Here is a 19005-nt window from a genome sequence, read left to right as displayed (position 1 = left end):
GTCGTCAGGCGTCGGACTTCGTTCGCGCTTTTAGCGCACGGTCCTGCGCATGGAGGAAGAGCGCCGTGATCCATACCGACAGCAGCATGAGGAGCAAATAAAGAAGGAACAAATACAGATAGTTCATCCCCTCGTACATCCGAAACAGGTTCAGCCGCACCATGATCGGTTTGAGCACGAAAGAAAACGCCGCGCAGAGGAGCGTGAAGTACAAATACCGATTTTTGCCGCGGTGCAGCACCCATTGGTACACGAGCATGAAGGTGACGGGGACGAGCGAGGCGTCGAGCACGAAGCTGATCGGGGCGAACGGGAACACTTTGTACGGATATTCCCACTTCCCGTGCATCACGCCGATATGGTCGATGTATATAAACCACACGTGCACGTTATAACCGAAGAAACCGAGCTGCAGCGCCCGCTTGCGGTCCATGGCGAACACCAGCACGATCAAAGGGATGACGAGAAGCGCGACGCTTACCCAAAATTGCCATGTGCCTCCGTGGGAGTACGATAACCAGTAATCACGGGCCTCAGCGGAATAATCCTTCAAGGTTTCCCTTATATGTTCAAGAGCCTTCTGTTGATCGCCGCTCATCGTCGATCCCGTCCTTTACGGTAATATCCTACAGTGATTGTTTCCCGCCGCAGGAAAATCATGCATCGCTCAAAGACGTTGTGCCTTGCGCCCGAACGCCGAAAAGCCCGGGAGCGCCCGGGCTTTTCGAAGGGACGGCCGGTTGTTACGAGTTGCGCTGGGCCGCGCCGCCGCCGTTTTGCGGCTTTGCGTTTTGGAACGCCTGCGCCGCTTCCTCGGCGGAAAATTCCGTATCGGCCGCGCCCTCGAAGCCCGGCATTTTATTCGCTTCGGTCGATTGGACTTCCGCCTTCGATGCTTTGTTTTTCGTCATGGTGAAAAGCACCTCCTTCTTGAAAATGACACGGGTATTGTTCCGCAGGGGGGCGGTTTTCATGCAGGGCGGCGGCGTCCCGGGAGAGCAGGAGTCCAACGGAGTCGGACCGGGGAAAATGTGTGCAAAAAGTTGCGTCGATCGTGCATGTTCGTCTGTCCGTCCCCGCTTTATGATGGAAACAAATCTGTTTCGAAGGGTGTGGGCGGCACGTGAGATACGAAATCGTGAAAACGGACATTACCGTCGTCGGCGGCGGGCTCGCGGGGGTGTGCGCGGCGGTGGCGGCGGCTCGGCTCGGCTGCACGGTGGCGCTCGTGCACAACCGCCCGGTGCTCGGCGGCAATTCGAGCAGCGAGGTGCGCGTCTGGGTATGCGGCGCGACGGCGCACGGCCAACAGCGGTACGCGCGGGAAACCGGCATCATGGGCGAGATGTTTCTTGAAAACCAATACCGCAACATCGACGGCAATCCGTATTTGTGGGATGTCGTCGTGCTTGAGACGGTGAGGGCGGAGCCGAATATTCAGCTGTTCCTGAACACCGACGTGCACGAGGTCGACGCGAGCGGGCCGGAGACGGACCGGCGCATCGACGCGGTCACGGGCTGGATGATGGGCTCCGAGCGGCGCATTCGGTTCGAGAGCGAACGGTTTCTCGACTGCACCGGCGACGGCTTGATCGGCTTTCTGGCCGGGGCGAAGTTTCGCATCGGCCGCGAGGCGCGCGCCGAATATGAGGAGGCTTGGGCGCCGGAGACGGCCGACGACATTACGCTCGGCAGTACGATTTTGTTTTATACGAAGGATGTCGGCCGCCCGGTCAAATACGTTCCGCCGAGCTTCGCGAAAGATATTACGAAGACGTCGATCCCGATGCGGCGCGTCATTCGCAGCGGCGATTCCGGCTGCCATTACTGGTGGATCGAATGGGGCGGCGAGCTCGATACGGTGCACGACAACGAGCGTATTCGCGACGAACTGTGGTCGGTCATTTACGGCATCTGGGATTACATTAAAAATTCGGGGAAGTTCGACGCGGAGACGATGACGCTCGAGTGGATCGGCGCGCTGCCGGGCAAACGGGAATACCGCCGCTTTATCGGGGATTATGTGCTGAACCAGAACGACATCATGAGCCAGCGGCTGTTCGAGGACCGCGTCGCCTTCGGAGGCTGGTCGATCGATCTGCATCCGCCGCAAGGGATGTACGCCGCCGAGAGCGGATCGAAACATCTGTTCCCCGACGGCGTGTACCATATCCCGTTCCGGTCGCTGTATTCGGAGAACGTGGCCAACTTGCTGTTCGCTGGCCGCAACATCAGCGCGACGCACGTCGCGTTCGGCACGACGCGGGTGATGGCGACGTGCGCGGTCATGGGCGAGGCGGCCGGCACCGGGGCGGCGCTCGGCGTGAAGCTCGGCGCTTCGCCGCGGGGGCTGCATCGCGAGCACTTAGCGACGCTGCAGCAGACGCTGCTCCGCCAGGACGCCTCCGTCCTCGGCGCGGTGAACCGCGACCCGAACGACCTCGCCCGCCGGGCCGCTGTATCCGCGTCGTCCGCGCTGCGCCGGCTCGGCTCGCTGAGCGCTGCCTCGGAGGGCATCGCGCTCGACCAAGACGTCGGCTGGGTGATGCCGGTCGACCCCGAGCTCGAACGCGTGCGCGTGCTCGTCGACGCGGAGGAGGGGGCGACGCTGCGCTTCGAGCTGTGGAGCACGGGACGGCCGGAAAATTATGTGCCGAAGGAGCGAATCGCGGCCGCCGACGCGGTCGTGGAGCGCGGGGACGGGCAGTGGGCGGAAGCGGCGCTGCCTTGGCGTCCCGAGCGGCCGCAGAACGCGTTCGTCGTGCTCCGCGCCTGCGCGGGCGTCCGCGTGCGGCTCGCCGGCGAGGCGCCGCCCGGCGTGCTGGCGTTCGTGCGCAGCGGCGCCGAGCGGGCGGCGAAGGCGCTGGAGGAGCACGACGTGACGCAGCCGCTCCTCGAATGGTCGCCGCGGGGCATGTACCGGAAGCACGCCGCGTTCGAAGCGTCGCCCGCGACGAACGCCTACGCGCCGGAGAAAGCGCTCGACGGCTACGTTCGCCCGTTCGGCGGCCCGCATCTGTGGGCGTCGGCGCCGCTCGCCGAAGACCCGGAGCCTTGGCTGGAGCTGGCTTGGGACGCGCCGCAGGCGATCCGGGAAATTCACCTGACGTTCAACGACGAGGTGAACGAGGATTTGATCAATTTGCATCATCATCGGACGCCGTTCGAAGTGATGCCGGAGCTCGCGAAGCGGTACCGCGTGGAAGCGTGCCGCGGCGGGAAGTGGACGACGCTGGTCGCCGAACGGGACAACCGGAAGCGCAAGCGCGTCCACCGGCTCGACGAAGCGGCGGCGGCGGAGAAGCTGCGCGTCGTCGTGGAAGCGACGAACGGCTGTCCGTACGCGTCGATCGTCGAGGTGCGGGCGTACTCATAACGTCTGCATGCGGCGAAACCGCGAAGGGGTCATTCGGAAGTGGCGCGAGAAGACGCGGCTGAAATAAAAGCCGGTGCCGAAGCCGCAGTCGCGGGCGATCGCGTCCAGCGTCAGGTCGGTCTCGGTGAGCAGCTTCTTCGCTTTCTCCAGCCGGAACGCCGTCAAATATTCCATCGGGGCGAGCCCGAAGCTGTCGCGAAACCGGCGCGTCAGCTGCGCTTTGCTAAGCCCGAGCTCCCCGGCGATGTCCTGCAGCATCGTCTTCCGGAACGCGCCGCGTTCGATCGCCTCCTTCGCTTTCGCCATCAGCGGGTCGGCGGCGGGACCGCCCGGCGAGAGCGAGGCGAGCTTGTCCCGGAACAGCGACAGCAGCATATCCAGCACGTAATGCTGCTGGTAGCCGAGCGCCGGGAAGGCGGAGCCGCCGACGCGCTTCAACTGCCGGCAGTCGTCTTTCACGCGCTCCGAGCCGGACACGTCCAAAGCGCGCAAGGCGTGCTCCGACAGCCAAGCGGACAGAGGAGAAGGGGCGCCCTTCTCCTCCGCGAGGCGGAATTGGATGAAATGGAACGACAAGTGCTCCGTCCGCACGGCGCGGTGAAACTCCGCGTGCGGGGGGCACGCGACGAGCTGCCACGCCCCCGCCTCGCCGGCGGCGCCGTTCGCCCCGAACGAAAACGCCCCCTCCTCCACCAGAAACAGCACCCAAGACGGATAACGATCGACGGGAAATAAAAACGAAGGCTTCTCTTTCCAAAACTTGTAGTTTTCCAAAACGATCACGGCGGGCTTACGCCTCCTTGCGACCGGCGAGCACCGCGCGCACGATTTGCTCCGCGGCGCCTTCGAGCAGCGGCGCGGCGTTCCGCAGCGCCTCATCCAGCGTCATCGGGCCGTTCACGAGGCTGAATACCGCCCGAAGGCCGTGCGGGTAGAGCGCCTCGATGCCGGGACCGACCGAGCCGGCGATCGCGACGGCGGGGACCCCCGCCCGCATCGCCTCCTGGGCGACGCCCATCGGCGTTTTGCCCGAGGCGGTTTGGCTGTCGATGCGCCCTTCGCCGGTAATGACGAGATCGGCGCCGCGCAGCGCTTCTCGAAGCGGCGTGCGCTCGACGACGACGTCGATGCCGCGGCGGAACTCGGCGGGGAAGAAGGCGAGGAACGCGCCGCCGATGCCGCCCGCCGCGCCCGCTCCGGGCATGTCGTGCAGCCGGACGCCCGCATGGCGCTCGATTGCGTCCGCCCAATGCATCATCCCGCGCTCGAGCCGCTCGATCGTCTCCGGCGAGGCGCCCTTCTGCGGACCGAAGACGCGGGTCGCGCCCTGCGGACCGACGAGCGGGTTCGTCACGTCGGAAGCGAGGACGAAGCGGGACTCCGCGATGCGCGGATCGAAGCCGCTCGCGTCGATCGCGGCGACGCGGCCGAGCTCGCCGCCCCCCGGGCCGATCGGGAGCCCGTCCTCGTCCAAGAGGCGCAGGCCGAGCGCCTGCAGCATGCCGGCGCCGCCGTCGTTCGTGGCGCTGCCGCCGACGGCGAGAATGAAGTCGCGGCACCCGTCGTCGAGCGCCGCCCGAATTAACTCGCCGGTGCCGTACGTCGTCGCGCGCAGCGGGTCGCGCCGCTCCTCGGGGACGAGCCCGAGGCCCGACGCCTCGGCGAGCTCGATGACGGCGACGCCGCCGTCCAGCACGCCGTACGCGGCGTCGACCGGTTCGCCGAGCGGTCCGGCGACGCGAACGCAGACGCGCCGCCCGCCGGACGCGAGCAGGCTGTCGAGCGTTCCTTCCCCGCCGTCGGCCATCGGGATGAGAACGACGGATGCGGACGGAAGCGCTTTCCGAACGCCGCGAGCGATCGCTTCGCAGACGGCTTCGGCGGTGAGGCATCCTTTGAATGAATCCGGAGCGATGACAATATGCATGAAGCGTCCTCCCAGTGGTTTGTTTTCTTTCAGTATAACAGGAATCGTCCCTCTCGGAGCGCCGGAAATGCTCGCGGGCGAAAAACAGTTGCCTTGCGTTATTATTTTGTTCATGCTGGTAAAGGATGGACAACGATCTGCGCTGATCGCAGCGAGCTAAGTAAAGGAGGAACGGCGATGAACGAATGTACGCCGGAGCGGACGACAATCGGATTTATCGGCACGGGGGTGATGGGGACCAGCATGGCCGGCCATTTGCTGTCGGCGGGCTACCGTCTCCGCGTCTATACGCGGACGAAAGCGAAAGCGGAGCCGCTGCTCGCGAAAGGGGCGGTTTGGTGCGATACGCCGGCGGAGCTCGCGGCGGAGAGCGACGCCGTCGTCTCGATCGTCGGCTATCCGTCCGACGTCGAGCGGCTCTATTTGGCCGAGGACGGCATCGTCGCGAACGGAAAGCCGGGCGCCCTCTTGATCGACATGACGACGTCCAGCCCGTCGCTGGCGCGCCGCATCCACGCCGCGGCGGCGGGGCGGGGGATGCAGGCGCTGGACGCGCCGGTGTCCGGCGGCGACGTCGGGGCGCGGGAGGCGCGGCTGTCGATCATGGTCGGGGGCGAACCGGAGGCGTTCGCTGCGGCGCGGCCGCTGTTCGAGAAGATGGGCAAAACCGTCGTCCGGCAAGGCGGCCCTGGGGCGGGGCAGCATACGAAAATGTGCAACCAGATCGCCATTGCGAGCGGCATGCTCGGCGTATGCGAGGCGCTGGCGTACGCCGAGCGGGCGGGACTCGACCCGAGCGCGGTGCTCTCCAGCATCGAGACGGGCGCCGCGGGCAGCTGGTCGCTCAGCAATCTCGGACCGCGCATCATCGCCGGCAATTTCGAGCCCGGCTTTTACGTGAAGCATTTCGTCAAAGATATGAAAATCGCGCTCGACGCAGCCGAGGAAATGCAGCTCGACCTGCCCGGCCTCGCGCTGGCGCGCACGCTGTACGAGCGGCTGATCGACATGGGCTGCGCGGATCAGGGTACGCAGGCGCTGTTCAAGTACTATAAATCATAAGCCGACGAGAAAGCCTCTCTGCGTTCCGAAGGATCCGGGAGGCTTCCGTTTTACCTCACGTACCGCGTCCGATGCGTATAGATCCAATTGCGCTTCATGTCCCGCACGATGCCCTGTTCGTTCCGGACGACGTAGTCGGCGTACGCGTCGAACGACGCGAACGTCTCGGGCGTCGGTTCGACCAGACGCATCGACCCGTCGGCTTGCACATAAGCGAGCAATGAGCCGAGGTCCGCGGCCGCCGTATGCGTCAAATGCATCAGCAAAAAATCTTCCCACGTCGTAGCCATAGCCTCCCGCCAAAAGCACCACTTTCCGTCCCTCTCCTCGCATCCGATGCCGTGAATGCCGTACAGCAGCGGAGGCATCAGCCGAAAGCCGCCGCCCTCCTCCGGTATTCGCTCCATCTGCCAAGGCGCGGCCGCGCGCCGCACCGCTTCTTCCACCGAGTCCGTTCGCTTTTCGATTCGGATGACGACCATCGGCGACAACTCCTTTTCTATCTGCGTTTCGCGTTCGACACGGTTCATCATATCATGCCGAGCGGGCGGCGGCGCGCAGGAATTGTCAATTTATGAAGTTAACGATCGGGACAAAACGGAAGTCATTCGTTAAAATAGCAATGTATGTATATTTTTCTCGGGGAGGGCATACCGATGGCGCAAATTCGCAGCAAGAAAGACGCGGAACGGTTCTTGGAACAGTTCGAAGAAACGGCTTGTTGGGACGAAGCCGGGGGCAAACGGTACTTCGTATTCGAAGACCGCGAGCGCGGCGGCATCTGGACCCTCATGCGGTACGCGGACGGGTCCTGGACGATTCACGGGAAGGGGGACGGCTATTGCGACGAGGGGGAGACGCCGCTGACGCCTGAAGAGGCGTGCAGCTTCGTATGGAAAAACCGGGCCGCCATCCACCGGGCTTCGGAAGGGGCGGCGTAGACGAAATAGAATAAAGCCAGTCACATGGCACGATTTCGGGGAACGCCGGCGTTCTCCTTTTTTGTGTTCGGACCGTTCGGTGGCGATTCCTTGCGGGATCTCCTATAATGGAATGGAAATGAATGCTAGATTCATAGAAGATGAGGTGCGGGCATGGGGAAAGAGGAACAAGAAGCGCTGCGTCGCTGTTTACAGGGGAACTCGTTTTGTTCGATTTCGCCTTCGTCCCGCGCGGGATGGTTTTGGGCCGCTTTCGCGGCGGCGTCCGCGGCGTCCGCCGCCGTCAACGTGGCGGCGAGCGATCACCGCCTGATGGCGCTGTTCGCCGTGCCGGCGGTGTACATCGGCGTGACGCGCATATCGAACGCGGCGTTCGCGGCCGGCGCCGCCCTCATGAGCGTTCTCATTTTATTCGTCTCCGGCTGGGAGCCGATCGGCTTGATTCCCGCCGCCGCGTTCCTCGCCATCGCGTGCATCGCCAGGCGCGTCGCGACGATTTCGAACCGGCATTTCGACCAGAAGCGCCAATATGAGGAGTTCTTCACGGAGACGATGCTGTCGTTCGCGAAAAGCATCGATACGCGAGACCCGTATACGGCGTTCCATTCCCGCAACGTCGCAGAGTTCGCGAGGCAAATCGCGAAGGAGCTGCGCCTTTCGTCCGAGCAGACGGAAGCCGTGTTTTTGGCGGGCCTGCTGCACGATATCGGCAAAATCGGCACGCCGGAGCATATCTTAAGCAAAGAGTCCCGGCTGACCGAGGAAGAGTACGCGATCATGAAGGAGCATCCGGAAGCCGGTTACGACATCATTAAAAACATCGCAAGGCTGCAGGAGCTCGGCATCCCCGATATGGTGAGGCATCATCACGAACGGATCGACGGCAAAGGGTATCCGCTCGGCCTGAAGGGCGGCGCGATTCCGCTCGGCGCTCGCATCTTGGCGGCGGCCGACGCGTTCGACGCGATGACGACGAATCGCTCGTACCGCCCGAAGCTGGCCGCGGAGACGGCTGCCTCCGAGCTGCGGCAGCACAGCGGCACGCAGTTCGACCCCGCGGTGGCGGACGCGTTCCTGCGCGTTCTCGCGCGCACGGGCAAGCTGCAAACGGCTCCCGCCGCTCCGCAAGGCGTGCCGGCGGCCTCCGGGACGTAAAGGAGGGAGGAACGCGCATGCGCATACAAGGCGTGAATCATCTCTGCTTTTCCGTGTCCGATCTGCGCGCATCGATCGATTTTTACCGAGACGCGCTCGGGGCTCGCCTCGTCGCGCAGGGACGGAAGCTCGCTTATTTCGATTTGGCGGGCCTTTGGCTCGCGCTGAACGAGGAAGAAGGGGAGCGGACGGCTCCTTCGACGTATACGCATATCGCGTTCACGGTCGCCGAAGGGGAGCTCGAATCGTTCGAAGCGCGGCTGCGCGCGATCGGGGCCGACGTGCTGCCGGGCCGCCCGCGGGACGCGCGGGATCGGCCGTCCCTTTATTTCAAAGATCCGGACGGTCATTTGTTCGAACTGCATGCCGGGACGCTGCGGGATCGGCTCGCGTATTACCGCGAAGCGAAGCCGCATGTCCGCTTGTTCGGCGATGCCGCCGGAGATGGGGGCGCCGTCAGCGATTCCGCCGAAGGACGCCTGCGGGAGCCGGGCGACGCGCGGATCGAGGCGATTCGATCGGTCGAGGGCGGGGATCGCGGCGGCCTTGCGCGGCTCTTAGTCGACGTCGTCGCGGACGGCGCGTCCGTCGGCTTCCTGCCGCCGCTGTCCGCGGCGGAGGCGGAGCGGTACTGGGCGGGCGTCTTGGACGGTTCGACCGTGCTGTGGGTCGCCCGGCAAGGCGGGGACGTCGTCGGCACCGTGCAGCTGCAGCTGTGCGGCCGCGCCAACGGCGCGCACCGGGCCGAAATCGCGAAGCTAATGGTGCATCCCCGCGCGCAGCGGCAGGGCCTCGGCCGGCGTTTGATGGAAGCCGCGGAGGAGCGGGCCCGCTCGGAAGGGCGCAGCTTGCTGGTGCTGGACACGCGCGCGGGCGACCCGTCCAATCGGCTGTATCGGGCGCTCGGGTATACGGAGGCGGGCAGCATCCCGCAGTACGCGCGATCCGCCGACGGAAGCTTCGACGCGACGGTCATTTACTACAAGCTCCTATAACGAAAGCTTTCCGCATTTCGGGCATACTGGATAGAGACATCCGGCCGTGCCGGAAACTTTGGCCGAAAACGAGGGATGCTCATGGAACGAGAGGTTCGATCGGTGCCGTACGGATATGAAGAGGAGAAAAAGACCGGCGCGCCTCGGGGAACGCTCGTCTTCTACGATACGTTCGAGGACGAGAGCGAGGTTGAGCTGACGAAGGCGGCGGATCTCGCCGAGCGGCGCGCGTTCGCGAAGCTCGTGCTGTATCCGCTGCACGAGGAAACCGCGAAGCGGATGTACCGCCGGAGCATCGAACCGTATTACCGCCGCGAGGAGCGCTTGTTCGCGTGGAAGCGGGAGCGGAGCGACGGAAGGATTACGGTCGAAACGTGGGAGGGGAAACGGAAAAAATATACGCCGATCGAAGCGGCGCTGCGGCATTTGTCCGACGTGTACCCCGCCCCCTTGTTCCTGTACGTGACGCCGGAAACGGCGAACGCGTTCGCGTCGTTCTCGACGTTCGAGGAATGGATCGCGAAGCTTCGGCTCGTCTTGACCGATGCGCCGAACGCCCCGCATCCGAAATTGGAGAAGTACCGCCATCGCTGGGACGTCGCCCGCGATTCATAAAGCAGCCGTTCGCGGCTGTTTTTTTTATTGTTAAAGAATGGCTGTTTTTTTTATTTGCCTCGCATGCGAAGCCCCCCGCGCTGGAAGGGAAAACGCGGCCGCGAGTCGAATTGGAAAAGAAACCAAAAAGGGAGGCTTGCGATCCATGCAACCGCGCATTACGGTCATTACGCTGGGCGTCGACGATTTGCGGCGATCCGTAGCGTTTTATCGAGACGGATTAGGATTTCCGACCGAAGGCATCGTCGGGGAGGAGTTCGAGTACGGCGCCGTCGCCTTCTTCGACTTAGCGTCGGGCCTAAGGCTCGCGCTGTGGCCGCGAACGAGCATCGCCCACGATACGAAGCTGCCGGCGGGCGCGCCGAACCCCGGCGAATTCACGCTCGGGCATAACGTCGGCTCCAAGGAGGAAGTCGACCGCGTCATGGCCGAGGCGGAGAAGGCCGGGGCTCGCGTCGTCGTTCCTGCGCACGATACGTTCTGGGGCGGGTATGCGGGCTATTTCCAAGACCCGGACGGGCATCTGTGGGAAATCGTCTGGAACCCGGCGTGGGACGCCGACGATTCGACCGCGACCTCATCATAGAGTAATATAGTAGACAGGTTGCGTAACGAAGGGAGAACGACAGATGACGATTGAAGCGCTGGTGCAGGCGGCATCGTCCGGGGATACGGAAACGATGGACGTCTTGCTCGCGGAAAAGCCGGAGCTGCTCAATGCTTCGCTGCCGAGCGGCATGAGCCCGCTTACCGCGGCATTATATTACGGAAAACGAAACGCGGTGGAGTGGCTGCTCGATCGCGGCGTGTCCGTGACGATCCACGAGGCGGCCGCGCTCGGCGACGACGAGACGCTGAACTATATGCTGAATCTGGAGCCGCGGCTGCTGACTCAAATCAGCTTCGACGGCTGGACGCCGCTTCACCTCGCCGCGTTCTTCGGCGGCTTCGAAGCGGCCAAGCTCTTGATCGAGCGCGGCGCCGACGTGAACGTCCGCTCGACGAACGCGATGGCGAACATGCCGATTCACGCCGCCGCGGCGGGCAGCCGGACGGGCATCGTTCAGCTGCTGCTGGAGCGGGGGGCCGACCCGAACGCGCAGCAAAGCGGCGGCTGGACGCCGCTGCATCAAGCGGCCGATCGGTGCGACGTCGAAATGGTCAAGCTTCTGCTCCGGTTCGGCGCGGATGCGAGCATCGGGCAAGACGACGGGAAGACGGCGCGCGCCATCGCCGAAGAGAAAGGCTATACTGAAGTGCTGGACGTGCTGCCGGCGTAACGGCAAGGCAGCGGTGGAGGAGGGCTCCGGGATGAGTTTGTTCGGATTGCAGGGGAAATTGATTGCGCAGCCGGGACGGCGGGACGAGCTCGCGGCCGTATTGCTGGAAGCCGCGGCGGCGCTCGAGTCGACGCCTGCATGCTTGCTGTACGCCGTCAGCGTATCGGAGGACGATCCGGACGGCGTCTGGGTGCAGGAGGCGTGGACAGACGCCGCCGCGCATCAAGCGTCTCTGGAGACGGAAGCGACGAAGCAGCTGATCGAGCGCGGCCGGCCGCTCATTCGCGGCTTCGCCGAGCAGCGGCGGTTTACGACGCTGGGCGGCAAAGGGCTTCCGCGGGAGGAGAGCGGCGGATGATTCGCAAGCTGACGGAGCTGGATCGGCGCGCGGTGCTGGCGCTGGCGGGCGAAGAGCCATCTTACAATTTGTTTATTATCGGCGATGTCGAGAACTTCGGCTTCGACGCCGATTTCCAAGAGCTGTGGGGCGAATTCGGCGAGCGCGGGCGGTTGAAGGCGGTGCTGCTTCGCTATTACGGCAGCTATCTCCCATACGCCGCAGGCGAGTTCGACGTCGCCGGCTTCGCGGAACGAATCCGGGAAGGTCCGGGAGCGGAGATGGTGTCGGGACCGTCGCATGTGGCGGAGCGGTTCCGGAGCGAATTCGCGTTCCGGCGGGAGAAGCAAATGTATTTCGCGGAACGCCCGGCAAGCTGCGAGGCGCCGCTCCCGGATGCGCCGGAGGAGAACGTGCGCGTCGCCTCGGCCGGCGATATCGAAGCCGTGTGCGCGCTGCTGGACGGCATCGCGGAGTTCGACTCGAACGGCTCCGCGCGGCGCGACAGCATGCGCCTTGCGATCGAGAGCGGAACGGGGCGCACGTATTTCGTCGAGCGGGACGGGCGCGTCGTCGCCACCGCGTCCACTTCGGCGGAAAATTCGATGTCGGCCATGGTCGTCGGAGTCGCGACGCATCCGGACTACCGCGGGCAAGGGCTGGCGACGCGGGTGACATCGAAGCTGTGCGCGGACGCTGCCGCGGAAGGCCGCACGCTCTGTCTGTTTTACGACAATCCGGACGCAGGTTCCATTTACAAGCGGATCGGCTTCCGCGACATTGGCCGCTGGTCGATATTGTACTTCTAGACGAAAACCCATCGCCGGGTCAGGCGATGGGTTATTCGTTCGGCGGTTACTCCTGCGGGAACGCGCTCATATCCATATGAAACACTTCCCATATATGACCGTCTACGTCCTGGAAGCTCCGGGTGTACATAAAGCCGTGATCCGCCGCCTCCTTCGAAGGGGATCCGCCCGCCTCGAGCGCTTTGTTCGCGATGTCGTCGACTTCTTCGCGGCTTCCGACGGACAGCGCGACGATCGTTTCCGCGCTCTTCGAGGCGTCGACGATTTCCTTCTCGGTGAACGTGCCGAAGAACGACGTGTTCAACAGCATGGCGTACATATTCGGCCCGATGATCATACAGGTCGCGTTGTCGTCGGTAAATCGTTCGTCGAACGTAAACCCGACGCGGCTGAAAAATTCGATCGATTTCTTCAAATCTTTCACAGGCAAATTGACGAAAATGCTTTGGATGTTCGCAGGCATGGGATGGACCACCTCATCGAAAGTATTGTATTCCTTGATTAGAATATAACCCAAATGGAATATTCCCGTCAAGGAATTTATGCCGCGTTTTTCGCCCTCTCTAGGCCGCGAAACAAACGGCGACCGCCCCCGCCATTCGGGAGAGATCGCCGCCTGCACGCAGGACAACCTTGGTTGAGTCACTCGGGTCGATATACCCATCGGAGGAACGCTTCGTCGAACGCGCCCGGCTCCTCCAGCATCGGATAATGTCCGCTTTCCTCGAACACCATTTTCGTCACGTTCGGCCGGTTCCGCTCGGCGTCGTCCCACAGCGAGACGGGCGCCACCAGGTAGTCGTGGCGGCCGAGGCCGATCCAGACCGGCTTGTGGATCGCGCCGAGCTCCTCCGTCAAACGCCGCTGCGCGAACGCCTCGCCCCACAAGTGGTCGATGACCGGCATGTTCGTCCTCACGCCTTCCCACAGCGGGGCCGCATCGAAGCCGTAGTCGCGGAAGCTGTGGGCGCCCATGCGGATGCACATCCAGGCGAAGCGGCGCTCCGGCTCGCGCTCCAGATCGGCGGGCAGCGCGGCGAAATCTTCTTCGAACTTGCGCTTGCGCTCTGGCTCTGCCTGCGCCTCGAAGTAAGCGATGCTGCCGCGCTGCCGCTCCTCGTCGTTCGTCGGCGCCGCGTTCATCAGCGCTACTTTGGAGACATGCTGCGGATATTTGCGGGCGTACGCCGCTGCCAGGAACGCATGTCCGGAGTGGCCGAGCGCGACGAATCGGTCGAGCTCCAGCGCCGCTCGCATCGTCTCGATGTCTTCGACGATCGCGTCGAGCGTATAGGCCTCCGCGGGAAGGAGCTCGGCGAGTTCGGCGAACCCTTTGTGATCGATGAAAATCAATTTGGCTCGTTTCCGAATGTCGGGGGAAAATAGCCGCGGATAAAACGCCGCGCTGCCGATTACGAGCACGGGCACGCCTTCGCCTTCGATCCGATACGAGAGGACGGCGCCTCCGATCGTTATTTTACCTTCGGTAGCCATGTGTTTAGCTCCTTTACATTGCTCTTATAAAAGAGTAATGACAAATCCTTCCTTCTGTCAACGGAAATTGCAGCAATCTTCAAGGTCGAGCCGTATTTCCGTTGTTTACCATTTCTGTTTTTTTGGTATTGTAAGTTTTAGAGGAAGGACGTCTTAGCAGAAACAGGGAGGGGTACGATGCGCAAAAAGGTCGTGATCGCCGGGGGGACGGGCTTTATCGGAAACGACTTCCAGGCGAGGTTCGAGCAGCTCGATTACGAGGTCGTCATGATTTCCCGCCGCCCGCCGCACGTATCATGGGACGACGCGCCGGGCCTCGTCCAATCGCTCGAAGGGGCCGACCTGCTGATCAACCTTGCTGGGCGGTCGGTCAACTGCCGTTACAATCGAACGAATCGGGAGCAAATTTTGCGCTCGCGCACGGAGACGACCGAAGCGCTCGGCCGTGCGGCGCTTCGCTGCAGCCGTCCGCCGGCGCTGTGGATCAATTCCAGCACGGCGACGATTTACCGCCATGCCGTCGATCGGCCGATGACGGAAACGGCGGGGGAGATCGGAACGGGATTTTCCGTCGAAGTCGCGAAGGCGTGGGAAGCGTCGTTTTTCTCGTTTCAGCTTCCGAATACCCGTCAGGTCGCCTTGCGCATCGCGATCGTGCTCGGGCCGAACGGCGGCGTCATGACGCCGTACGTCCGTTTGGCTCGAGCCGGTCTCGGCGGGGCGCAGGGCGACGGGACGCAATGGTTCAGTTGGATCCATATCGAGGATTTGTTCCGCATCGTTCGGTTTTTGGAGAGTCGGACGGATCTGAGCGGCGTCTTCAACGCGTCGGCGCCGTACCCGGTGACGAACAGGGAGCAAATGCGGCTCATTCGCGAGGCGCTGGGGCGCCGATTCGCGCTGCCGGCGCCCCGCTGGCTGCTGGAGGCCGGCGCGCTCCTGCTGCGTACGGAAACCGAGCTCGTGCTGAAAAGCCGCTGGGTGCTGCCCGAACGTCTGCTGCGGGAGGGCTTCCGATTCCGCTTCGAGACGCTTGATGCGGCGCTGCGGGATATTTTGAAGTAGAACAGCGGAGGGGGAGCTGGATGGTTACGCTGACGGGGATCGTCGTATCATTCGGATTGTTTATAGTGTTGGCGGTCGGCCTTGCGTCGCGCGTCTTCGGGTTTGAACGCTCGCCGCTGCAGTGGCTCGGATATGGACTTGTTCTCGTCGCGGTAGGCATCGCGGCGGCGCTGGTCATGCCGGGCGACGCGGCCGTTCCGCTCGGCTTCGCCGCGCTCGGCCTCGTTTTCGCTACGATCGGTTTTTGTAAGAAATCACTCTGAATGTTCCTTCGCAACGGCTTTATAATGGATCAAACCTAAAGGCCCCGCACGGATCGCGCGAGGCCCTTGTTTTCGTTCGACCGCGAACCGGTCGAGCATGTTATACTTGGAAGGAAATCATTTGAAAGAGGTGCCGTTATGATTCGTCGTCCTGAGCCGAACGAGTACAATGCTTATTTCTCCAATTACATCGGCCTCGTCCCCGAAGGGGACTTGATTTCGCACTTGGAGCGCCAAATGGACCGTACGGCGGCGCTGATCCGGTCGATCCCGACCGCTAAGGCGACGTACCGGTACGCGCCCGGCAAATGGAGCATCGCCGAGACGTTCGGCCATATCGCGGATACGGAACGCGTCATGAGCTATCGTTTGCTTCGCATCGCGAGAGGGGACCGTACGCCGCTGCCGCCGTTCGAGCAGGACGACTTCGTCCGCAGCGCCCGCTTCGACGAGCGGACGCTCGAGTCGCTGGCCGCTGAATACGAGGCGGTCCGCCGCTCGACGCTGCCGCTCCTTCTCAGCTTGCCGGAGGAAGCGTTCGCCCGCAGCGGCATCGTCAGCGGCAAGGAGAACACGGCGGCCGCCATCGCGTACGTGATCGCCGGGCACGAGCTGCACCACGTGAACATTATTCAAGAGCGTTATTTGTAAACGGCGTTACAGTTTGAATACGTTAAGCGACTGCTGAAGCTGGGTGACGAGCTTCGTCATTTGCTCGGACTGCGAGACGATCGCCTTCACGGCCTCGATCTGCTCCGCCATCGAAGCGGACACCTGCTCCGTTCCGGCGGCGGACTGCTCCGTGAAGGCCGATATGTTTTCGACGATGTGCGAAATTTGCTTGGAGCTATCGAGCATTTGCTCGCTCTCCTGGGCGAACGCCGCGATTCTCTCCGAAATGAACGTCACGTTGCGCACGATATCCCCGAATACTTGCTCCGTTTCCGAGATCATCCGCGTTTGCTCCCGAACGATTTGCTCGTTCTCTTCCATCGAGGCGAGCGCGCGGTCGATGCTTTCCTGAATCGTGCGGACGAGCTGGAACACCTGCTTCGTCGACCCGGTCGATTCTTCGGCGAGCTTGCGCACTTCCTGCGCGACGACGGCGAAGCCGAGCCCGTGCTCCCCGGCGCGCGCCGCCTCGATCGAGGCGTTCAGCGACAGCAGGTTCGTCGCCTCCGCGATCTCGGAGATCGTCCGCGTAATTTGCGAGATGCCTTCCGCCTGCTTGGCCAGCTCATGGATCGTTTGGGACACGTTCGCCGTGGCTTGGACGTTTTTGCGCATGCCTTCGGTTTGCGTTTCCACCGACGTCAACCCTTTTTGCACAAGCTCCAGCATATGGCCCGATTTTTGATTCATTTCGCGCGTCGACTCCGTGTAAGCGCTGACCTTTTGTTCGATGGTTTTCGTCGCTACGGATACGCCCGCGATATCCTCGGAGATGCGAGCAGCCCCGGTCGCCAGTTCGTTCGACGCGAGCGACACTTCCTCGAGGACCGTTTTCATTTTCTCGTTCTTCAGGAAAATGTCCCGGCTGGATTCGAACACATGCTTGGACGTGCGGCTCGTGTCCTGCAGCAATTCGCGCAGCTTCTCCGTCATCTTGTTAAAAGCGGCGGCGAGCTCGCCGAACGAATCGTCGGAAGAGATATCGATCCGGCCGGTAAAATCGCCCTTGGAAATGTCGAGCGCCGCCCGGGTCAAGTCCGAAATTGGATCTGTAAGCGTTTTCTCAAGCCGCCGGAAAAACAATACGCTAAGGCCCGCCAACAGCACCAAGCAAAGGATGCCCAGCCCAACCCGTCCGGTCGAGAGGATGAAAGGAAGCATGACCAGCGTGTACGCAGCAATGACCGCGTAATTGCCTGCTTGCAGTTTTTGTCTGAAAGATAAACGGGTGAACCAGCTCATGGAACCGCTCCTTTGCAGGTATAAAGTAATGGGAAAATTATAACATTTAATGTCATGAGGCACTATCATTTTCTTTGGGACTTTCCTTCAAGCAAGGGAGGCGATCCGGATAACCGTCCCGGAAGGCGGCAACAATATAGCAAGCTTAAGGGAGGGATACTCGATGACGCCTTACGACGAACGAAAACCGCAGGAAGCGGACGGCGATCCGCGCACCGTCTTGGAAGACACGGCGGCGCACGAGCGGATCGGCATGAGGGTCGACGACAAAAAGAACGGCTACGTCAATCAAGGAAGCACGTCGGATTGGATCGGCAAGCTTCGCGAGCAGCTTCGCAGGGGCCCTCGTTGACGAGGGCTTCCTGTTCGTTTCGCTGCATCGGTTCTAGGCCCGACGAACTGGGCAAGCGTTACATCGTCTGTACGATCGTTACGTTCAAATGTTTGCCGAGATCGATTTCGTAATCGGCCGCTGGGTTGCTTCCGTCCGCCTCCTGCAAAATGCGGATGACAGGGCGGTGCGGCATCGCCGAATCGATCTTCGCGACGACGCCCGATTGTCCGGTGTTCAGACGGACCGACGTCGAAAGAGGATATACCGCTACATACTTGCAAAACAGCTTCACAAGCTCGTAGTTGAACCACCGGTTGCCGTTCGCATATAAAAATTCGATCGCTTCGTTCGCGCTGTACCGTTTCCGGTACGGTCGAGGCGACGTCAGCGCGTCATAAACGTCGGCGATGGCGATAATTTGCGCGAATTCGTGAATTTCCCCCCCTTTCAGTCCTCTGGGATAACCCGTGCCGTCGTACCGTTCATGATGCTGCAGGGCACAGTGCGCGGTGACGACCGATACGTCGAACTGCCCGCGCAGCAGGTGATATCCTTCTTCGGTGTGCTTTTGCAGCCTGCCTCGCTGTTCGTCGGTCAATTCCGCGGACTGCTGCCACAGCTTTTCCGGAAACACCGTCATCCCGACGTCGAATAGCAGGGCGCCGACGCCGAGATCGAGCATTTGGTTCCGGTCGTAGCCTTTCGCGATGCCGAGCACCCCGGCGAGCGCCGCGACGTTGACCGCGTGATGGAACAAATAACCGTCCTTCACGTGCATGTTGACGAGGTTGACGACGACGTCGCCCCGATTCGGCAGTTCCGTCAGAATCAAAGAGAACAGTGACCGGAACGAGGCGCCCCAGTTTTGTAAGGCGACGTTCCGTTTGCCGAGCCCTTCGTTCATCAGGCCGGTCATCGTCCGATGGACCGTTTCGACCGACCGTTTCCGCGTCTCGTCATGCAGCAAGTCTTCGGGGATAATGTCCAGCGTCCGGCCGTCTTCGACGTATACGTAATCGACGCCCATCCCTTTCAGCCGTTCGATGAAGCGGTCGTTCAATTCGATGCCGTTCCCGAGCAAAATCGATCCGTTCTCGGTCCAAATCGGCTTGGCCAGCCTTTCCCCGGCCCGAGCCATGCTGATATGCGTTCTCCTCACATTCACCACCCGATTCCTTCTGCTCCCATGTTCCTATTCCTTTTGTATCATAGGTGAGTTTATCCGGTAAAGGGTGAATTCCCCAAGGGTTCCAAGAAAGTATTTCCCGCGCAACCGCACAATTCGACGCGGTTCGGCGAAGGTGCGGCAAAATTTCGATTCAGTCGCTTGGACTTAACCCGGACTGGAGAACACCAAGCGATGCAAGGGGGAAGATGGGGAAAGGGGGATGTTCCGCGGAAGTTTCGAGGGTACAAATTACGTTATCTCGCGCGAGTC

23 protein-coding genes and 1 pseudogene are annotated in these 19005 nt (G+C 62.3%); 15 read left to right on the top strand and 9 right to left on the bottom strand.

All coding sequences use genetic code 11. The features are described from left to right. Nucleotides 1–4 precede the first annotated feature (4 nt). Together VE009_RS11370 and VE009_RS11365 are read right to left on the bottom strand one after the other, a co-directional pair. Entirely contained in the window at nt 5–598 is a 594-nt protein-coding gene (locus VE009_RS11370) for a CBO0543 family protein (protein WP_325007637.1), read from the bottom strand. A 145-nt stretch (nt 599–743) separates the two neighbouring features. Further along, nucleotides 744–911 carry a hypothetical protein gene (locus tag VE009_RS11365; RefSeq protein ID WP_325007635.1) on the bottom strand — a complete coding sequence of 56 codons (168 nt, stop codon included), beginning with the start codon at nt 909–911 and terminating at the stop codon, nt 744–746. 212 nt (nt 912–1123) lie between these two features. On the opposite strand from VE009_RS11365, the gene VE009_RS11360 reads away from it, so the two are divergent. Next, nucleotides 1124–3376 (top strand): FAD-dependent oxidoreductase, encoded by a 2253-nt coding sequence (locus tag VE009_RS11360; RefSeq protein WP_325007633.1) that lies wholly within the window; start codon nt 1124–1126, stop codon nt 3374–3376. On the opposite strand, the gene VE009_RS11355 is transcribed toward VE009_RS11360, so the two are convergent. Next, nucleotides 3371–4159 (bottom strand): helix-turn-helix transcriptional regulator, encoded by a 789-nt coding sequence (locus VE009_RS11355; RefSeq protein WP_325007632.1) that lies wholly within the window; start codon nt 4157–4159, stop codon nt 3371–3373. The two genes, VE009_RS11360 and VE009_RS11355, sit on opposite strands and share 6 nt — an antisense overlap. A 7-nt stretch (nt 4160–4166) precedes the next feature. Continuing rightward, entirely contained in the window at nt 4167–5303 is a 1137-nt protein-coding gene (locus VE009_RS11350) for a glycerate kinase (protein ID WP_325007630.1), read from the bottom strand. Nucleotides 5304–5480: 177 nt separating this feature from the next. Between VE009_RS11350 and VE009_RS11345 the strand changes: the two genes are divergently transcribed. Then, nucleotides 5481–6365: an NAD(P)-dependent oxidoreductase gene (locus tag VE009_RS11345; protein ID WP_325007628.1), complete on the top strand. Its 885-nt coding sequence runs from the start codon at nt 5481–5483 to the stop codon at nt 6363–6365. A 50-nt stretch (nt 6366–6415) separates the two neighbouring features. Here VE009_RS11345 and VE009_RS11340 read toward each other — a convergent pair whose 3' ends face one another. Beyond that, the gene (locus VE009_RS11340) at nt 6416–6847 is read right to left on the bottom strand and encodes a hypothetical protein (RefSeq protein WP_325007626.1); all 432 of its coding nucleotides are present in this window, start codon (nt 6845–6847) and stop codon (nt 6416–6418) included. Nucleotides 6848–7021: 174 nt separating this feature from the next. On the opposite strand from VE009_RS11340, the gene VE009_RS11335 reads away from it, so the two are divergent. From VE009_RS11335 to VE009_RS11295, 9 genes and pseudogenes are all read left to right on the top strand, one after another. Next, the gene (locus VE009_RS11335) at nt 7022–7306 is read left to right on the top strand and encodes a hypothetical protein (protein ID WP_325007624.1); all 285 of its coding nucleotides are present in this window, start codon (nt 7022–7024) and stop codon (nt 7304–7306) included. Between the two features lie 153 nt (nt 7307–7459). Next, nucleotides 7460–8461, top strand: a complete 1002-nt coding sequence (locus tag VE009_RS11330; RefSeq protein WP_325007622.1) for an HD-GYP domain-containing protein — start codon at nt 7460–7462, stop codon at nt 8459–8461. 17 nt (nt 8462–8478) lie between these two features. Next, nucleotides 8479–8892: pseudogene (fosB, locus tag VE009_RS11325) on the top strand (metallothiol transferase FosB); the annotation flags it as partial. A 72-nt stretch (nt 8893–8964) separates the two neighbouring features. Continuing rightward, nucleotides 8965–9456, top strand: a complete 492-nt coding sequence (locus VE009_RS11320; RefSeq protein ID WP_325007674.1) for a GNAT family N-acetyltransferase — start codon at nt 8965–8967, stop codon at nt 9454–9456. 81 nt (nt 9457–9537) lie between these two features. Next, nucleotides 9538–10071, top strand: a complete 534-nt coding sequence (locus VE009_RS11315) for a hypothetical protein (RefSeq protein WP_325007620.1) — start codon at nt 9538–9540, stop codon at nt 10069–10071. Nucleotides 10072–10216: 145 nt separating this feature from the next. Beyond that, nucleotides 10217–10657, top strand: coding sequence for a VOC family protein (locus VE009_RS11310; RefSeq protein WP_325007618.1), 441 nt, complete (start codon nt 10217–10219; stop codon nt 10655–10657). A gap of 43 nt (nt 10658–10700) precedes the next feature. Next, a complete protein-coding gene (locus tag VE009_RS11305) occupies nt 10701–11351 on the top strand; it encodes an ankyrin repeat domain-containing protein (RefSeq protein ID WP_325007616.1) in 651 nt (216 codons plus the stop codon). 31 nt (nt 11352–11382) lie between these two features. Beyond that, on the top strand, nt 11383–11709 hold the full coding sequence (locus VE009_RS11300; RefSeq protein WP_325007614.1) for a putative quinol monooxygenase: 327 nt from the start codon (nt 11383–11385) through the stop codon (nt 11707–11709). After that, nucleotides 11706–12497, top strand: a complete 792-nt coding sequence (locus VE009_RS11295) for a GNAT family N-acetyltransferase (RefSeq protein WP_325007612.1) — start codon at nt 11706–11708, stop codon at nt 12495–12497. The genes VE009_RS11300 and VE009_RS11295 overlap by 4 nt, the downstream gene beginning before the upstream one ends. Nucleotides 12498–12543: 46 nt before the next feature. On the opposite strand, the gene VE009_RS11290 is transcribed toward VE009_RS11295, so the two are convergent. Together VE009_RS11290 and VE009_RS11285 are read right to left on the bottom strand one after the other, a co-directional pair. After that, a complete protein-coding gene (locus VE009_RS11290) occupies nt 12544–12960 on the bottom strand; it encodes a VOC family protein (RefSeq protein WP_325007611.1) in 417 nt (138 codons plus the stop codon). A gap of 179 nt (nt 12961–13139) precedes the next feature. Next, complete coding sequence (locus tag VE009_RS11285; RefSeq protein ID WP_325007609.1) at nt 13140–13991, bottom strand: alpha/beta hydrolase; 852 nt, start codon at nt 13989–13991, stop codon at nt 13140–13142. A 177-nt stretch (nt 13992–14168) separates the two neighbouring features. Between VE009_RS11285 and VE009_RS11280 the strand changes: the two genes are divergently transcribed. The 3 genes from VE009_RS11280 (at nt 14169) to VE009_RS11270 (ending at nt 15970) form a co-directional block, all read left to right on the top strand. Continuing rightward, nucleotides 14169–15056: a TIGR01777 family oxidoreductase gene (locus tag VE009_RS11280; RefSeq protein ID WP_325007607.1), complete on the top strand. Its 888-nt coding sequence runs from the start codon at nt 14169–14171 to the stop codon at nt 15054–15056. 20 nt (nt 15057–15076) lie between these two features. Further along, entirely contained in the window at nt 15077–15319 is a 243-nt protein-coding gene (locus VE009_RS11275; protein WP_325007605.1) for a hypothetical protein, read from the top strand. Nucleotides 15320–15457: 138 nt separating this feature from the next. After that, complete coding sequence (locus VE009_RS11270; RefSeq protein ID WP_325007603.1) at nt 15458–15970, top strand: DinB family protein; 513 nt, start codon at nt 15458–15460, stop codon at nt 15968–15970. A 6-nt stretch (nt 15971–15976) separates the two neighbouring features. Here VE009_RS11270 and VE009_RS11265 read toward each other — a convergent pair whose 3' ends face one another. Further along, on the bottom strand, nt 15977–17233 hold the full coding sequence (locus VE009_RS11265) for a methyl-accepting chemotaxis protein (protein ID WP_325007601.1): 1257 nt from the start codon (nt 17231–17233) through the stop codon (nt 15977–15979). A 163-nt stretch (nt 17234–17396) separates the two neighbouring features. On the opposite strand from VE009_RS11265, the gene VE009_RS11260 reads away from it, so the two are divergent. Then, complete coding sequence (locus VE009_RS11260) at nt 17397–17585, top strand: hypothetical protein (protein WP_325007600.1); 189 nt, start codon at nt 17397–17399, stop codon at nt 17583–17585. Nucleotides 17586–17643: 58 nt separating this feature from the next. On the opposite strand, the gene VE009_RS11255 is transcribed toward VE009_RS11260, so the two are convergent. Beyond that, nucleotides 17644–18705 (bottom strand): HD-GYP domain-containing protein, encoded by a 1062-nt coding sequence (locus VE009_RS11255; RefSeq protein WP_325007598.1) that lies wholly within the window; start codon nt 18703–18705, stop codon nt 17644–17646. Nucleotides 18706–19005: the final 300 nt, after the last annotated feature.

This window comes from Paenibacillus sp., from assembly GCF_035645195.1.
Lineage (GTDB): Bacteria > Bacillota > Bacilli > Paenibacillales > YIM-B00363 > Paenibacillus_AE.
The sequence above is the reverse complement of the archived record's forward strand: the minus strand, read 5'-3'. Positions and strand labels throughout refer to the sequence as shown.

Coding starts and splice junctions, on each gene's coding strand:
- VE009_RS11370 (WP_325007637.1), bottom strand. CDS start 598: ATGAGCGGCGATCAACAGAAGGCTCTTGAACATATAAGGGAAACCTTG.
- VE009_RS11365 (WP_325007635.1), bottom strand. CDS start 911: ATGACGAAAAACAAAGCATCGAAGGCGGAAGTCCAATCGACCGAAGCG.
- VE009_RS11350 (WP_325007630.1), bottom strand. CDS start 5,303: ATGCATATTGTCATCGCTCCGGATTCATTCAAAGGATGCCTCACCGCC.
- VE009_RS11345 (WP_325007628.1), top strand. CDS start 5,481: ATGAACGAATGTACGCCGGAGCGGACGACAATCGGATTTATCGGCACG.
- VE009_RS11340 (WP_325007626.1), bottom strand. CDS start 6,847: ATGGTCGTCATCCGAATCGAAAAGCGAACGGACTCGGTGGAAGAAGCG.
- VE009_RS11335 (WP_325007624.1), top strand. CDS start 7,022: ATGGCGCAAATTCGCAGCAAGAAAGACGCGGAACGGTTCTTGGAACAG.
- VE009_RS11330 (WP_325007622.1), top strand. CDS start 7,460: ATGGGGAAAGAGGAACAAGAAGCGCTGCGTCGCTGTTTACAGGGGAAC.
- VE009_RS11315 (WP_325007620.1), top strand. CDS start 9,538: ATGGAACGAGAGGTTCGATCGGTGCCGTACGGATATGAAGAGGAGAAA.
- VE009_RS11310 (WP_325007618.1), top strand. CDS start 10,217: ATGCAACCGCGCATTACGGTCATTACGCTGGGCGTCGACGATTTGCGG.
- VE009_RS11305 (WP_325007616.1), top strand. CDS start 10,701: ATGACGATTGAAGCGCTGGTGCAGGCGGCATCGTCCGGGGATACGGAA.
- VE009_RS11300 (WP_325007614.1), top strand. CDS start 11,383: ATGAGTTTGTTCGGATTGCAGGGGAAATTGATTGCGCAGCCGGGACGG.
- VE009_RS11295 (WP_325007612.1), top strand. CDS start 11,706: ATGATTCGCAAGCTGACGGAGCTGGATCGGCGCGCGGTGCTGGCGCTG.
- VE009_RS11290 (WP_325007611.1), bottom strand. CDS start 12,960: ATGCCTGCGAACATCCAAAGCATTTTCGTCAATTTGCCTGTGAAAGAT.
- VE009_RS11285 (WP_325007609.1), bottom strand. CDS start 13,991: ATGGCTACCGAAGGTAAAATAACGATCGGAGGCGCCGTCCTCTCGTAT.
- VE009_RS11280 (WP_325007607.1), top strand. CDS start 14,169: ATGCGCAAAAAGGTCGTGATCGCCGGGGGGACGGGCTTTATCGGAAAC.
- VE009_RS11275 (WP_325007605.1), top strand. CDS start 15,077: ATGGTTACGCTGACGGGGATCGTCGTATCATTCGGATTGTTTATAGTG.
- VE009_RS11270 (WP_325007603.1), top strand. CDS start 15,458: ATGATTCGTCGTCCTGAGCCGAACGAGTACAATGCTTATTTCTCCAAT.
- VE009_RS11265 (WP_325007601.1), bottom strand. CDS start 17,233: ATGAGCTGGTTCACCCGTTTATCTTTCAGACAAAAACTGCAAGCAGGC.
- VE009_RS11260 (WP_325007600.1), top strand. CDS start 17,397: ATGACGCCTTACGACGAACGAAAACCGCAGGAAGCGGACGGCGATCCG.
- VE009_RS11255 (WP_325007598.1), bottom strand. CDS start 18,705: ATGGCTCGGGCCGGGGAAAGGCTGGCCAAGCCGATTTGGACCGAGAAC.